Source organism: Alteromonas sp. 4NH20-0104 (assembly GCF_057547795.1).
In genome coordinates, this window is the sequence record NZ_BAAJLP010000001.1 from 301,049 (window position 1) to 314,868 (window position 13,820).

The following is a 13,820-nucleotide window of genomic DNA, read 5'->3' on the forward strand; positions in this document are numbered from 1 at the left end:
GAGGTTTGCTTTTCATTTTAATTTCACTAGAGTCAAAAGCAAACCGATGAAAACATGCTCAAAGGATGATTCATGCCTGATGCAATTAAAAAAGTGGTCATTGCCGGTGGCGGCACAGCCGGTTGGATGGCCGCCGCACTGCTTAACAAAGTGCTGGGTAACAGCGTTACTATCGAACTCGTCGAGTCCGAGCAAATTGGTATTGTAGGCGTTGGCGAAGCGACAATCCCGCCAATCCAGACTTTTAACCGCTTTTTAGGGATCGACGAAAAAGCCTTTCTGAGGGAAACCCAGGGCACCATTAAACTGGCCATTAAATTTGAAAACTGGCGTAAACCTGGCGAGAGCTACTTTCACACCTTTGGTGCGCCTGGCACCACTATGGGCTTTTGTAGTTTCCATCATTACTGGCTGAAAGCCAGAGAGGCCGGCTTAGATAAATCATTCTGGGACTTTGATCTTAATTATCTCGCCTGCCAACAAGGCAAGTTTAATAAAATTAATACTCAGAATCCGCTCTATGACATGCCCTATGCCTATCATTTCGACTCAGCACTGTACGGACAGTTCTTGCGCCGCTTTGCAGAACAAGGCGGGGTAAAACGCACTGAGGGCATTATTGAGCATGTTCAGCAAAACGCGAAGAGCGGTTTTGTTACCGGTTTACAACTTACCGATGGTCGGCAGATTGAAGGCGACTTATTTATTGACTGCACCGGTTTACGCGGCCTGCTGATTCGTCAAACCCTGGGCGTTAATTACGAGGACTGGAGTCACTGGCTACCCGCAGACTCAGCCCAGGCCGTGCCCAGTGAACGATTTGATAAAACACTGCCCTATACTCGCAGCATTGCCCATGATTGCGGCTGGCAATGGCGTATTCCGCTAACCCACCGAAACGGCAATGGTATGGTTTACAGCTCGCGTTTTACCACCGACGAGCAGGCTACCGACACATTGATGAGTAATCTGGACAGCAAAGCGCTGGATGAGCCCAGGACCATTCGGTTTCATACCGGACGAACTGAGCAGCAATGGTGTAAAAATGTGGTCGCTATCGGCTTAGCCAGCGGCTTCCTCGAGCCCCTGGAGTCCACCAGTATCCACCTGATTCAATCCGGTATTATTCGCCTGATGAAGATGTTTCCTAATCAGGGGATTTCTGCGGCGATGATCGACATGTATAACGCCGAGTCCCAGGATGAATATGAAACTATCCGCGACTTTATTATTCTCCATTACCACGTTAATGAACGTGACGACAGCGAGTTCTGGCGAGCGATGCGCGAAATGACTATTCCGGACAGACTAGCCCAGAAAATTGCGGCCTTTAAGGAAACGGCCGCTATATTCAACGAACAAAATGACATGTTCCGGGATGCATCCTGGGTACAGGTAATGATGGGACAAGGCCTGTCTCCGGTAGATTATCATGGCGCAGTCAATGCGATGGATAAGCAAACCCTGCTCAGCGCTATGCAGCAGATTCACCAGGCAAAACAGCAGCCCGTAAGCAAGCTGTTAGGCCACGATGAATTTATACAACGGTATATCAACGCATGATCGCAAAGCCACAACGGATCGTCATTGCCGGTGGCGGCACTGCGGGCTGGATGACCGCTAACCTGCTGGCCCGGCGCTGGCAGGATAAGCCCGTGCAAATTGTGTTGGTAGAATCACCGGACATCGGCATTATCGGCGTTGGCGAAGGCTCGACACCCACGCTAAAGCGGTTTTTCGCCGATATGGGCATCGCTGAAAAGGACTGGATGTCAGCGTGCAATGCCACCTATAAAGTCAGTATTCGATTCTCGGGATGGAGCCCGGGCGCCAATATCGCCAGTTATTCACACCCGTTTATCAGTCAGCTCGATACATTCAGTGAGCGGGCGTTTCATGTAAACTGTTTTCACCGTCGCTTAGGTCAGGATGTCACCACCAGCCCCGACAAATTTTTGTTTAACGGCTGGCTGGCAAACCATCAACGTAGCCCGGTGACGCCGGCAAACTTTCCCTTTCGTATTGAATACGGCTACCATTTCGACTCAGGCCTCGTCGGCGAATTTTTAAAACGCCATGCTCAGGGATTGGGCGTGGTACATAAAGCGCTGAATATCACCGACGTAGAATGCCATCCCAACGGCGATATTGCCGCGCTGCACAGCAAAGAAGGCGAGCGTGTTGAAGGTGATTTTTTTATCGATTGCACCGGCTTTCAGTCACTGCTGCTGCAAAAGACCTTAGGGGTTAACTTTAAGTCGTTTAAAGACAACCTGTTTAACGACTCAGCAGTGGTCTGCCCTACTCCTGCTCAAACGGTGTTACCAGTAGAAACTCAGGCCACGGCACTGTCCGCCGGCTGGGCGTGGCAGATCCCGCTGACGAACCGCACTGGTAATGGCTATGTATACAGCAGCGACTTTATTAGTGATGATCAGGCCGCCAGTGAATTATGCAGGCATCTGGGAGTGGATGAAGCCACCGCCACACTTCGTAAACTGACCATGAACGTGGGACAGGTAGCGCAGCACTGGGCGAAAAACTGCCTGGCGGTTGGCCTGTCGCAGGGCTTTATTGAACCACTTGAAGCCACTGCACTGCATCTGGTGCAAACCAGTGTGGAGATTTTCCTCGATCACATTGAACAGGGCGGCTTTGCCAATACTCAGCGCGATGCTTACAATCAACTTATCAGTGAGCGCTTCGAACGGGTACGCGATTATATCGTCGCCCATTACCGGCTAAATACGCGCTCTGACAGCGACTATTGGCTGGCCAATCAACATAATGAAAACCTGTCTGATTCATTATTGCACCTTCTTAATGTGTGGTATCGCAGAGGCGACCTGGGTCAGGAAATACAGCGCCAGCAGCTGGACTCGCATTTTGGCAATACCTCGTGGCATTGCTTACTGGCTGGTTACGGTGCCTTCCCGCCTCTTGAAACCGGATTAACCGCTGCTGATCTCTACCAGCAAAACCAACTGGAAACGTTTTTTACCGGCTGTTTGCTTAACTTTAGTCCGCCGTAAACACGGTTTGCTACACAATCATGCTCTGCGCTTTCTGACTTAACCTTTGACTTTATTGGCAAACCAATCGAATTACCTGCGGAACACGTACTAAATTGATAATTCGATTCTTTTTGTATGTTTAGTAAGGACAAACCATGTCAGGAGACCAGCCACAAGCCAATGATCCAGCCGATTCGCCGTTAACCCGCGAAGAAGAGCAGGATATCCGTGAGCACCAGAGTTTAAATTCAGTCTCGCTGTATGCGGTGATCCATCGCGAGGGACTGGAAGAATTAAAACGGCCCTTTATGTCGCTTTGGTGGTCGGGTGTGGCGGCAGGAATAGGTATTTCTACTTCTGTGCTGGCAGAAGGTATTTTGCACACCCTTTTTAACGGGTCTGAAAACCAGTTTGCCCTCGAAAACCTGGGTTACTCCGTAGGATTTGTATTGGTTATTATGGGCCGTTTACAGCTTTTCACCGAAAACACCCTGACCGTAATATTGCCACTGCTGACTCGTCGCTCCTGGGGTATGCTGGGATGTCTGGGTCGCTTATGGGGCATTGTGTTTGTCGCGAATATGGCTGGCACCCTGCTGGCAGCTTACCTGATGTATGGGTTACACACCGTACCAGCAGAGTACATTGAAGGCATGAATGCGGTATCACGGCACTATGCTGAATTAGGGTTCTCCGAGGCCTTTTCTTATGGGATCACCTCTGGCTTTCTGATTGCGGGCATTGTCTGGATGAAGCCCTCAGTTCAGGACGCCGCCTTTTTTGTGGTGGTAATGTTTACTTACCTGATTGCTATTGGCAACTTCACCCATGTCATTGCCGGCTCCACAGAGTTGTTCCTGTTGACTATGCAGGGAGAGGTCACGCTACAGCACACCGCTACGCTGATCCTGGCTACATTACTCGGTAATATCGCCGGCGGCACCGGCCTGTTTGCCTTGCTGGCTCACGGCCAGGTTGCCCAGGAATTAGCGTCAGATTAGATTAACCACTGCTCAACCAGCCGGTCAGTCAGATGGTTTCACCGAGCTTGATTTCATAAGGCAGTGACATGGAGGTATTCTCGCCAGACAACAACAGTTTGGCAGCCTCCATCCCTTTCTCAACACTCGACTGGCAAACGGTAGCCATATACGGTCGGGTGCGGGCCGCTTCTTCAATCCCGTCAAAGCCGGTAATTCGCAGTTCACCGGGAATATCGATTCCCATGGTTAACGCACATTGCAGTAACTCCAGCGCAATAATATCACTCATGCACAGAATAACATCGGGACGCGGTGAACTTTGTAGCACTTCTCTGGCGGCCTGAACCGCATACATACCGGCATTTTCCGGTAAATTCCAGATCCAGTCAGTTTCAACCTTGATGCCAGTTTCCTCTAACGCGCGCCGGTACCCGTCCAGACGACGATGAGTGATGGAAGACTCCGCATCCAACAGCGGACTGTCGTAAATGCGACAGGTACTGGGTGAATCAATCAGACGCAAACCGAGTATCGCGACCTTATCCCCCGGCCTGAGCGCCGCTTTGGCAATCTCATAACTGGCTTTTTCATTATCAATATTAATCGCCGGTCTGTCTTCCAGGTTAAAGTCTACCGTTACCACCGGCTTACTCTGCTGGTTTAACTGGGTGGATAATGAACCATTGCGTGGCGCACCGTAACAGATGAATCCATCCACAAAGTCCACCACATCGGTAATTGAATCTGAGTCGCCAGCATATAAAAGCAGGTGTTTCTGGTTTTCGCGCAGGACTCGTGACACGCCCTGAATAAACGTATTGGCAACCGGGTCGGTGACCATATAATCCAGGCTGTCAGCCAGCACCAGGGCAACAATGTTAGAATGCCCCTTGCGCAGGATCTGCGCCGCGCGGTTTGGACCGGTATAACCAATTTCTTTACAGGCTTCCAGAATCTCAGTGCGCTTGTTGGCAGATAGCTGATCCGGACGGTTAAACGCATTAGAAATAGTCGCGGTAGACACACCAAGCTGCTTAGCAACATCTTTTAAAGTAAGCTTTTTCATAGAGTTATCAACTATTCCTAACCGTCTGCATGACTGCGATCTTCTTAATGTATCTTAAGATGTTCTTAATTTCATTAAGTTTAAAAAATTGTTAAAAATAATTCTAGCATAAAACAAAAGGTTAAACGTTCTAAATCGTTTAACCTTTTGTTTAAGAGAAGACACGCTGGCGATGGCGAGGAATAAACTTAGCGGGTACCGAATATTTTGTCACCGGCATCACCTAACCCCGGCAGGATATAGCCTTTTTCATTCAGTCTGTCGTCTACCGACGCGGTGTAAATGTCAACATCAGGATGAGCGGCTTCCACGGCCGCAATCCCTTCCGGTGCAGCCACTAAGAACAGGCCCATAATTTTTTTACAGCCTTTCTGTTTGAGTAAATCAATGGTGGCAATCAGCGTTCCACCAGTGGCTAACATGGGGTCAACAATTAACGCCGTACGCTTATCAATGTTTTTAACTACCTTATCAAAATAGGCAACCGGTTGCAGCGTCTCTTCGTCCCGGTATAACCCCACCACACTGATTTTGGCATTGGGGATAAGGTTTAAAACCCCATCGAGCATGCCCAGGCCTGCCCTAAGAATGGGAACAACAGTAATTTTTTTACCTTTAATGCTCTTCACCTTTAGACTCTCACCGGTCCAGCCTTTTATGTCTACCAGTTCCACCGGCAAGTGGCGGGTCGCTTCGTAAGTTAACAGATTACCCACTTCACCAGCCAGCTCCCGAAAATCCTTGCTACTGATAGAAGCTTCTCGCATCAGGCCGATTTTATGTTGAACCAGTGGATGAGTGATTTCGTGAATAGCCATAATGGGACATCCCTGTGTAGTGAATAATAGGCAGCTATGGTACGACAAAAGACTCACAAAATGTGAGTCTTTTGATAGCGAAAATGCGATACGACTAGCAGTGTTATTGAATCGACTCCACTACCTGGCTGCTATGACGGCCAAATAGTTCGCGGACTTTAGTAACCGACTGACCATTTTTTAAATTCACCACTACGGCATAATGCTTGGCCTTAATCGCTTTTCTGACCACCTCAATAATTTGGGTGCGGTCTGGTCGCAGACTCAGTAATCCGGCAACAAACAGGCTAATGAAAATACCCGGTGAGATAAATGCGATGTAAGTAGCCAGCGGGTTTTGTTGGGTCAGCGCAGGGCCAATATTTACCAACAGGTACGCGGTGATTAAGCCTACCACCAATCCGGCAGCACCGAGCAACAGGTGGGAATACCACATCATCTTACCCAATGCCTCACTGTCACCTTCCAGCTTGCGGTTAAACTCGCTATCGTCCGGCTCAATCAGCGTTACCTGCTGAGACTCCACGTCCGTGCCGCGGACGACTTGTTCAATAGCTTTCTTCGCACTCAGTTTCGAATCGAACACCGATGCCACCTGCACCTGCTCCGCATTAACCAGTTTTGTGCGATAATTCTCATTAGACTCAGACATACTGTACCCCGTCTTTATTCTTACATTGATTAAAACGATACAATCTTCACGCCAAGTTATAAGTCACTGTTTAATATAAAATAAAACTGAAAACTAACATATTTTTGTATAATGAGCGTGCAATTATGGCAGGCACCCTGAAAATATTTCGCAAAAAAAACAGGGCGCAAGCGCCCTGTAAAAAAGTGTTGATAATGTCCAAATTATCCGCACCTCGTGCTCTTTTCTTCACCAGTAGTTATTCACCGCTCTCGCTGGTCGCCAGTAAAAACGTTTCAGCTTTAACACATTTTCGTTCAAACTGGCGCTGGCATTTACCAATCACCCGCAACGTTATGTCGGAAGTTGGAAACGCTTTACAAGCCAGTACGATGCCGGCCGCCTGTTCTTCTTCGCTAACATGACAGCGGCTCATTTTTTTGGTGGTGTACTGACCGGTTTCAATCTTAATTTTGCAGATCCCACAGCCGCCACCGCGACAGCCTACCGGGATCCCTTTACGTCCGAGGCGCGCCATGCCATCGAGTAACGACTCATTTGCACGGCAGGAATAGCTTTCCTGAGTGTTTATAATGTCGATGTTAAAGGTCATAGTGCTCTCCCCTGCCTCGCAACGCCCGGCTTATTGTTAAGCGCCGGATTGCGCTCTGGCCGCAATTTCGGCTTGCCGGATTTGTGATGCCAGACTGCCCGCAATGCTCCAGTTTTCGGGCTCTACGGTATAGCAGTTACCGCGAATGTCGGCCTTATCGACCTTGAGCGTGGCGGCCAGCATGTCAGTAAACTGCTCAGCGATGGCCTGGCGCTGCGCCAGGGTGCGGTCCTTCATCACAATAAATTCAAAAAACGGCGCATTTTTCCCGCCTTTACTCACCAGCTTGCCGCCTACCCCAATTAACTTAGGGGCAAACAGATCCACAAACACACGAATGCGTTCAACCGGACTATCCAGCACCCCGGCATAAATTTGCGTGGCCTGTTCAATCACTGACTCAATCTGACCATCGCTGATATCTTTATCAGCAAGGTGAAATTTAACAATTGGCATAACACTACTCCCGATAAACAGGTTTTATGAACCTGATACAATCAACCCTACACACTTACTGACAAACGTCGCCAGCGCAGCAGTTTGTCAGCGCTTAAGGCAACCCTTTACGACGACCAGAATCGAGCATAATTGTCGAGCCGGTCATGCCGATAGCGCGATCATCGAGCAGGTTACACACTGCCCAGCCAACCTGCCCGGCGGTGGTAAACTGATGCACCGAGGATTCATCCAGTAACTCGTCCAGCACATCATCCACGCTGATGCCTCGTTGCTCAGCACGCGCTGCAGCAACATTGCGTAACCGTTCGCTGTCGGCAGGGCCCGGCGCAATAGTGTGGGCACTGATGCCGCGTCGACCATAAGCTAAGGACAACTGACGCATTACGTTAACCAGCGCAGCATTCGCCACGCCGGCAGACGCGGCATATTCAGTAGGCTCAAGACCATAATGACCACCAATGGCGACAATGCGGGCATTGTCGCTAAAGTGTTCATCGGCAGCGCGATTCAGACGTAAGATACCGCCCACTTTAATGTTGACCGCATCCACCATAGCTGCCGTGGGCGCTTTTAAAATGCCGCCGGCCACGGCCACGCCCGGCCCATGCACCACCATTTTTACCGGTCCGGTAATGGCAGACTTAATCGCTTCTATAGCGCTGTCCTGGCTGATATCAGCCTGCACCACGCTCACGTCACTAAAGCGCTCAGTTAAACTGGCCAGCGAATCGGCGCTGCGGCCAACGGCCAGCACATGCAGGCCGCTTTCAATTAACTGGCGCACAATTTCCACACCAAAGGTGCCGGTTGCACCAACCACAATGGCGAGTTGTTTATCAGGCATAATGCACCTTTTTATACAGCTTCTTTTAACAGGCCTTTTTCTTTGGCCAGCGTCATGGCGGTATCCTGGATCATATCTTCCTGACCACCGATCATTTTCTTGCGGCCGAGCTCTACCAGAATATCGCGGGCAGAGATGCCGTATTTCTCTCCGGCTTTTTTAGCATGCAGCAGGAAGGTTGAGTAAACGCCGGCATAACCCAGAGTGAGCGAGTCACGGTCAATGCGAACCATATGATCCATCATGGGGGTAATGACGTCTTCGGCGATATCCATCAGTTTAAACAGGTCCAGGCCAGTAGGAATGCCCATCCGCTCAAGCACTGCCGCCAGTACTTCCAGCGGCGTATTGCCCGCACCGGCCCCCAGCCCCGCAACAGAGGCATCAATGCGAGTGGCGCCGGCTTTTATTGCCGCCACTGAGTTCGATACGCCCAGTGCCATATTGTGATGGCCGTGGAAACCAATTTCCGTTTCCGGCTTCAGTTCACCGCGCAGACGGGTAATCACTTCGGTCACATCTTCCGGCAACATAAAGCCCGCGGAGTCAGTGATGTAAACGGTATTCGCTCCATACGACTCCATCAGCAATGCCTGCTCGGTAAGGCCCTGTGGAGTATTGAGGTGAGACATCATTAAAAAGCCCGACGTATCCATACCAAGTTCACGCGCAAAAGCGATGTGCTGGGGTGAGGTGTCAGCTTCAGTACAGTGGGTAGCAACGTGCACGCTGCGCGCGCCACTTTCGTAGGCTGACTTCAGTTCTTTCATGGTGCCAAGTCCAGGGATAAGCAGCACAGAGATGATAGTTTGTTTTACTGCCTCTGCGACTGCACTGATGTACTCTTCGTTGCTGGCAAGGGCAAAGCCGTGCTGCAAGGAATTTCCGCCTAAACCGGCACCATGGGTTACCTGAATGTAGGGTACACCAGCGTCGTCCATCGCTTTTGCGACTTTAACCATTTGTTCTACGCTGATTTGCTCTTTCTTAGCATGCATACCATCGCGCAGACACATGTCGTGTAAAATAATGTTTTTATCGCTCATTACGCCGCCTCCACCGGGGTTAACGTGATAGTGCCGTTGGCAATTTCTTCGGCAAACATTTCTGCGGTACGGGTAGCCGCCGCCGTCATAATGTCGAGGTTACCGGCATATTTCGGCAGGTAGTCACCAAGACCAGCCACTTCCATAAACACCGCCACTTTATTGCCGTCGAAGGTCGGGCCATTCACCAGTTTGTATCCTGGTACGTATTTCTGGACTTCCTCAATCATCTTGAGCACGGAGTCGCGAATGGCGACTTCATCCGGCACACCTTCGGTCAGGCAGTAGATGGTGTTGCGCATAATGATCGGTGGATCAGCGGGGTTGATAATAGCCAGCGCTTTGCCTTTTTTGGCACCACCGACTTTTTCAATGGCGTTAGAAGTGGTAAAGGTAAATTCATCCAGGTTTGCGCGGGTACCCGCACCAATGGATTTACTCGACAGACTGGCAATAATTTCGGCGTATTCCACGCCCTGTACCTGTGCGACCGCATTAACAATAGGGATAGTCGCCTGACCGGCACAGGAAATCATATTCACATTCATTTCCTGCTTGTCGGCATGTTCTTTCAAGTTAACCGGCGGTACACAAAGCGGGCCGATTGCCGCCGGGGTGAGGTCAATCATCATCACGCCTTTGGCATTTAACTTACGGCTGTTTTCCGCGTGTACATAAGCACTGGTGGCATCAAAAGCAATTTGAATACCGTCTTCTTTCACATGAGGAAGCAAACCATCTACGCCTTCGGCGGTGGTTTTCAGGCCCATTTTTTTAGCGCGTGCCAGGCCTTCGGATTCAGGGTCAATACCCACCATCCATACTGGCTCCAGCCACTCGCTGCGCATCACTTTATACATCAGGTCGGTACCGATATTGCCCGAACCAATTAACGCACACTTAATCTTTTTCATTGCTATTTCCCCTCTGCATTCAGTGGTTGTTGGGCTGCCTGCTGAGCCTGACTACGTTCTTTCATGGTCATTCCGGAAACAAAAAAATCATGTTCCCCGTGCTCGGTAATTAAAATCCGTACTGACTCACGCTTAACGCCCAGCGACGATACCAGCGCGTCGGTAACGGCTTTGGCAGCGTTACACTTTTGTTCTTCCGTTCGCCCTGTCATCAGGTGCATTTCGAGTATTGGCATGGTTGTTCTCCACTCAGGTGTCGGATTATTCGAAGCGAAGACTAACGCTGCCCAAATCCTGATAGCGTGCAATAACGTTGTCACCCGGCTTCACCGCAACCGCAGCGGTAATTCCGCCGCTCATCACAAAACTGCCAGCTGGCAGGGTTTCCCCCATGTCGTGCAGAATATTAACCACCATGGCTACCGCATCGGCCGGATGACCCATTACCGCGGCAGACGAGCCCATCTCGACGATTTCGCCGTTAAGCTCCATAGCAACGCCGATACCATCGACTTCGATATCTTCTACATAACGAGGACGACCGCCCGCCACAAAACGCGCTGATGAGCTGTTATCTGCAATCACGCTGGGTAAATCGAACTTAAAGTTTTCGTAGCGTGAATCGATGATTTCGATGGCCGGGATCACAAAGTCGGTCGCGGCGAGCACATCGGCGCGGGTACAGGCCGGGCCGCTCAGATCGGTTTTGGTCACAAAGGCCACTTCACATTCCACTCTGGGGTGCACCAGATCGTGCGTGCTGATCGCGGTATTTTCTGGCCGCGACATGGCGTCGGTAAGAAAGCCAATCGACGGCTTATCCACGCCCATTTGCACCATTTTCGCTTTCGAGGTTAAACCGGCTTTCCAGCCAATAAGCTTTTCGCCCTGTTCGATAAACCGGGCACGCAAGGCATTTTGCACCGCGTAACCGTCTTCAACGGTCATTTCAGGGTATTCATTTGTCAGTTTGGGAATATCGTAGGCACGTCGTTGCGCACCTTCCACCCGCTCACTGAAACGGATGATTTGTTCCTGGGTTAAGCTGGTTTTCATACTTTTGTGCTCCCGGCAAAATTCACTTTACAACCCCCGACACCCGCGATGTAGCACTCGAGTTCATCGCCATCGGTCACCGTTACTAAGGCAGACTGCGAGCCGGATAAGATCACCTCACCCGCTTTAAACGGAATGCCCAGTTCACCCAGGGTATTGGCCAGCCAGGCCACCGCGTTAAACGGCGAACCTTGTACTGCTGCGCCCACGCCGGTAGAGAAAAGCTCACCGTTTTTGTACAGAGTCATCCCTGCCATGGTGATATCCACTTTGCGAGGATCGGCTTTGAGGTTACTCACCACATACACACCGCAGGAAGCATTATCGGCCACGGTGTCCTGAATTTTGATTTTCCAGTCGGTGATACGCGAGTCGACAATCTCAAAACACGGGCTGACATAATCGGTGGCGCGAATAACGTCTACGCCGGTAATGCCCGGGCCAATCAGGTCTTCTTTAAGCACAATGGCCAGCTCCGCTTCCGCTTTAGGCTGAATCAGCTCATTAAGGTCGATAGTTTCGCCTTCCTGATACACCATTTTGTCGGTGAGCTGACCGAAGTCAGGTTGAAACACGCCGAGAAAGTCCTGCACCGCTTTACTGGTAACGCCAATCTTTTTGCCAACGATTTTCTCGCCGGCGTCGAGACGACGCTGGATATACTGCAGCTGAATTTTATAGGCCTGCTCAAGGGTGATATCCGGGTATTGCTCGGTAAACGGCACCAGGGTGTTGCGTGACACCATGGCCTCGTATAAGTCATTACCCAGTTTTTTAATCTGTGAATTATCCATGTCTGACCGCTCCTATAGCTTCACGCAAACGTTACGCAGCTCGGTGTAGAACTCCAGCGAGTGAACGCCGCCTTCGCGGCCAATACCCGACTGTTTGGTGCCACCAAAGGCAGTGCGTAAGTCGCGCAGGAACCAACTGTTTACCCAGCAAATACCCACATCGATTTTGGCCGCCATGCGGTGTGCCCGCGGCAGGTCTTTGGTCCAGATAGTGGTTGCCAGGCCGTAGTCGGTGCTGTTGGCCAGACCAATCACTTCTTCTTCACTGTCGAAGGGGCGAATGTGACAGCACGGGCCAAAGATTTCTTCTTTCACCACGGCCGCGTCATCACTCAGGCCGGTCCAGATAGTGGGCTGAATCCAGTTACCATTTTTGAGCGCTTCAGGGACTTCAGGCACGCCTCCACCGGTCACCACGGTAGCGCCTTCATCCACCGCCTTTTTATAGTAAGACAGCACTTTGTCCTGATGCTCTTTACTGATCAGCGGGCCGTAGTTAACGCCTTCGTCAGTAGGCTTACCGTAATTAACCGCTTCGGCCTTTTCTTTGAGTGCGGCTACGAATTTATCGAAAATAGGGCGTTCAACGTAAACCCGCTCGGTACCTAAACACACCTGACCCGAATTTAAGAATGACGAACGGGAAATCCCTTCAATGGCTTTATCAAAGTCGCAGTCAGCAAACACAATGCCGGCGTTTTTGCCGCCCATTTCGAAAGACACATCACGGGTACCTTCGGCCGCCGCTTTCATGATGGCGGTACCGGTACGCGTTTCACCGGTGAAGGTAATGGCATCAACATCTTTGTGCTCGGTCAGGAATGCACCGGCAGAGTCAGGACCAAATCCATTAACCACGTTATAAACGCCTTTCGGGACGCCCACTTTATTCATGACTTCGCCAAGCAATACCGAGGTAAGTGGCGTTTCTTCTGATGGTTTCACCACCACAGTGTTACCACAGGCCAGGGCCGGACCCACTTTCCAGGTCATCAGCATGAACGGCGCGTTCCACGGACTGATAACACCAATCACGCCTTTCGGTGTGCGCACACCGTAGTTCAATGCACCAGCGCCATCCGGCGTGTCGAGCATAAAGCTCTCGGTAGGGACATTTTTGATAGTGTCAGCGAAAATTTTGAAGTTGGCCGCGCCACGAGGAATAAATACATGGCGCATGACATGAGAAGGCTGACCGGTATCGGCCATTTCGGCTTCCACAAAATCTTCAAAGCGGCGGGTGATTTCATCTGCCACTTCATACAGCATTTCCACCCGCTGTTTGGTGGTAAAGGTAGACCACTCGCCCTGCAGCGCAGCTTTAGCCGCTAATACGGCTTCATTAACGTCACTGCGACCTGCTTCGGCAATGCTGGCGATAACCTCGCCGGTAACCGGAGATACTTTGTTGAAACGCTTGCCATCTCTGGCTGCAACAAACTCTCCGCGGATAAAATTTTCTACTTGGCGCATATCGGACTCTCACTTTAGGCTACGCAAGCCCTTAAATTAATATTTACAACTCAATAACACTTAAAGTCAGTGTAAATTCACAACCCCATACCGTCTAATACCATTTGAA

General features: G+C 50.5%; 15 protein-coding genes. 3 read left to right on the plus strand and 12 right to left on the minus strand.

The annotated features are described in order from the left end of the window. Nucleotides 1–72 precede the first annotated feature (72 nt). The 3 genes from AC27IB_RS01370 (at nt 73) to AC27IB_RS01380 (ending at nt 4,015) form a co-directional block, all read left to right on the plus strand. Nucleotides 73–1,563: a tryptophan halogenase family protein gene (locus tag AC27IB_RS01370; RefSeq protein WP_487118371.1), complete on the plus strand. Its 1,491-nt coding sequence runs from the start codon at nt 73–75 to the stop codon at nt 1,561–1,563. Then, nucleotides 1,560–3,032, plus strand: coding sequence for a tryptophan halogenase family protein (locus AC27IB_RS01375; protein WP_487118373.1), 1,473 nt, complete (start codon nt 1,560–1,562; stop codon nt 3,030–3,032). The genes AC27IB_RS01370 and AC27IB_RS01375 overlap by 4 nt, the downstream gene beginning before the upstream one ends. Nucleotides 3,033–3,169: 137 nt before the next feature. Continuing rightward, nucleotides 3,170–4,015, plus strand: coding sequence for a formate/nitrite transporter family protein (locus AC27IB_RS01380; protein WP_487118375.1), 846 nt, complete (start codon nt 3,170–3,172; stop codon nt 4,013–4,015). Nucleotides 4,016–4,043: 28 nt separating this feature from the next. Here the strand turns inward: AC27IB_RS01380 and AC27IB_RS01385 are convergent, their stop codons facing one another. The 12 genes from AC27IB_RS01385 to AC27IB_RS01440 form a co-directional block, all read right to left on the minus strand. Continuing rightward, nucleotides 4,044–5,063, minus strand: coding sequence for a LacI family DNA-binding transcriptional regulator (locus AC27IB_RS01385; protein ID WP_487118377.1), 1,020 nt, complete (start codon nt 5,061–5,063; stop codon nt 4,044–4,046). Between the two features lie 188 nt (nt 5,064–5,251). Further along, nucleotides 5,252–5,881: a uracil phosphoribosyltransferase gene (upp, locus tag AC27IB_RS01390; RefSeq protein WP_487118380.1), complete on the minus strand. Its 630-nt coding sequence runs from the start codon at nt 5,879–5,881 to the stop codon at nt 5,252–5,254. Nucleotides 5,882–5,984: 103 nt separating this feature from the next. Further along, complete coding sequence (locus AC27IB_RS01395) at nt 5,985–6,533, minus strand: hypothetical protein (protein ID WP_487118382.1); 549 nt, start codon at nt 6,531–6,533, stop codon at nt 5,985–5,987. A gap of 238 nt (nt 6,534–6,771) precedes the next feature. Continuing rightward, complete coding sequence (locus AC27IB_RS01400; protein ID WP_487118384.1) at nt 6,772–7,125, minus strand: 2Fe-2S iron-sulfur cluster-binding protein; 354 nt, start codon at nt 7,123–7,125, stop codon at nt 6,772–6,774. A 36-nt stretch (nt 7,126–7,161) separates the two neighbouring features. Continuing rightward, nucleotides 7,162–7,581 carry a tautomerase family protein gene (locus AC27IB_RS01405; protein ID WP_487118386.1) on the minus strand — a complete coding sequence of 140 codons (420 nt, stop codon included), beginning with the start codon at nt 7,579–7,581 and terminating at the stop codon, nt 7,162–7,164. Between the two features lie 94 nt (nt 7,582–7,675). Further along, entirely contained in the window at nt 7,676–8,428 is a 753-nt protein-coding gene (locus tag AC27IB_RS01410) for an SDR family NAD(P)-dependent oxidoreductase (RefSeq protein ID WP_487118388.1), read from the minus strand. A gap of 11 nt (nt 8,429–8,439) precedes the next feature. Continuing rightward, nucleotides 8,440–9,474 carry a 4-hydroxy-2-oxovalerate aldolase gene (dmpG, locus tag AC27IB_RS01415; RefSeq protein ID WP_487118390.1) on the minus strand — a complete coding sequence of 345 codons (1,035 nt, stop codon included), beginning with the start codon at nt 9,472–9,474 and terminating at the stop codon, nt 8,440–8,442. Next, nucleotides 9,474–10,388 (minus strand): acetaldehyde dehydrogenase (acetylating), encoded by a 915-nt coding sequence (locus tag AC27IB_RS01420; protein WP_487118392.1) that lies wholly within the window; start codon nt 10,386–10,388, stop codon nt 9,474–9,476. Before AC27IB_RS01420 ends, dmpG begins: the two co-directional genes overlap by 1 nt. A 2-nt stretch (nt 10,389–10,390) precedes the next feature. Then, nucleotides 10,391–10,624: a tautomerase family protein gene (locus AC27IB_RS01425; protein ID WP_487118394.1), complete on the minus strand. Its 234-nt coding sequence runs from the start codon at nt 10,622–10,624 to the stop codon at nt 10,391–10,393. A 25-nt stretch (nt 10,625–10,649) separates the two neighbouring features. Further along, a complete protein-coding gene (dmpH, locus tag AC27IB_RS01430) occupies nt 10,650–11,444 on the minus strand; it encodes a 2-oxo-3-hexenedioate decarboxylase (RefSeq protein ID WP_487118396.1) in 795 nt (264 codons plus the stop codon). Further along, nucleotides 11,441–12,238, minus strand: a complete 798-nt coding sequence (dmpE, locus tag AC27IB_RS01435; protein ID WP_487118398.1) for a 2-oxopent-4-enoate hydratase — start codon at nt 12,236–12,238, stop codon at nt 11,441–11,443. The genes dmpH and dmpE overlap by 4 nt, the downstream gene beginning before the upstream one ends. A gap of 12 nt (nt 12,239–12,250) precedes the next feature. Further along, nucleotides 12,251–13,711 (minus strand): 2-hydroxymuconic semialdehyde dehydrogenase, encoded by a 1,461-nt coding sequence (locus AC27IB_RS01440; RefSeq protein WP_487118400.1) that lies wholly within the window; start codon nt 13,709–13,711, stop codon nt 12,251–12,253. Between the last annotated feature and the right edge of the window lie 109 nt (nt 13,712–13,820).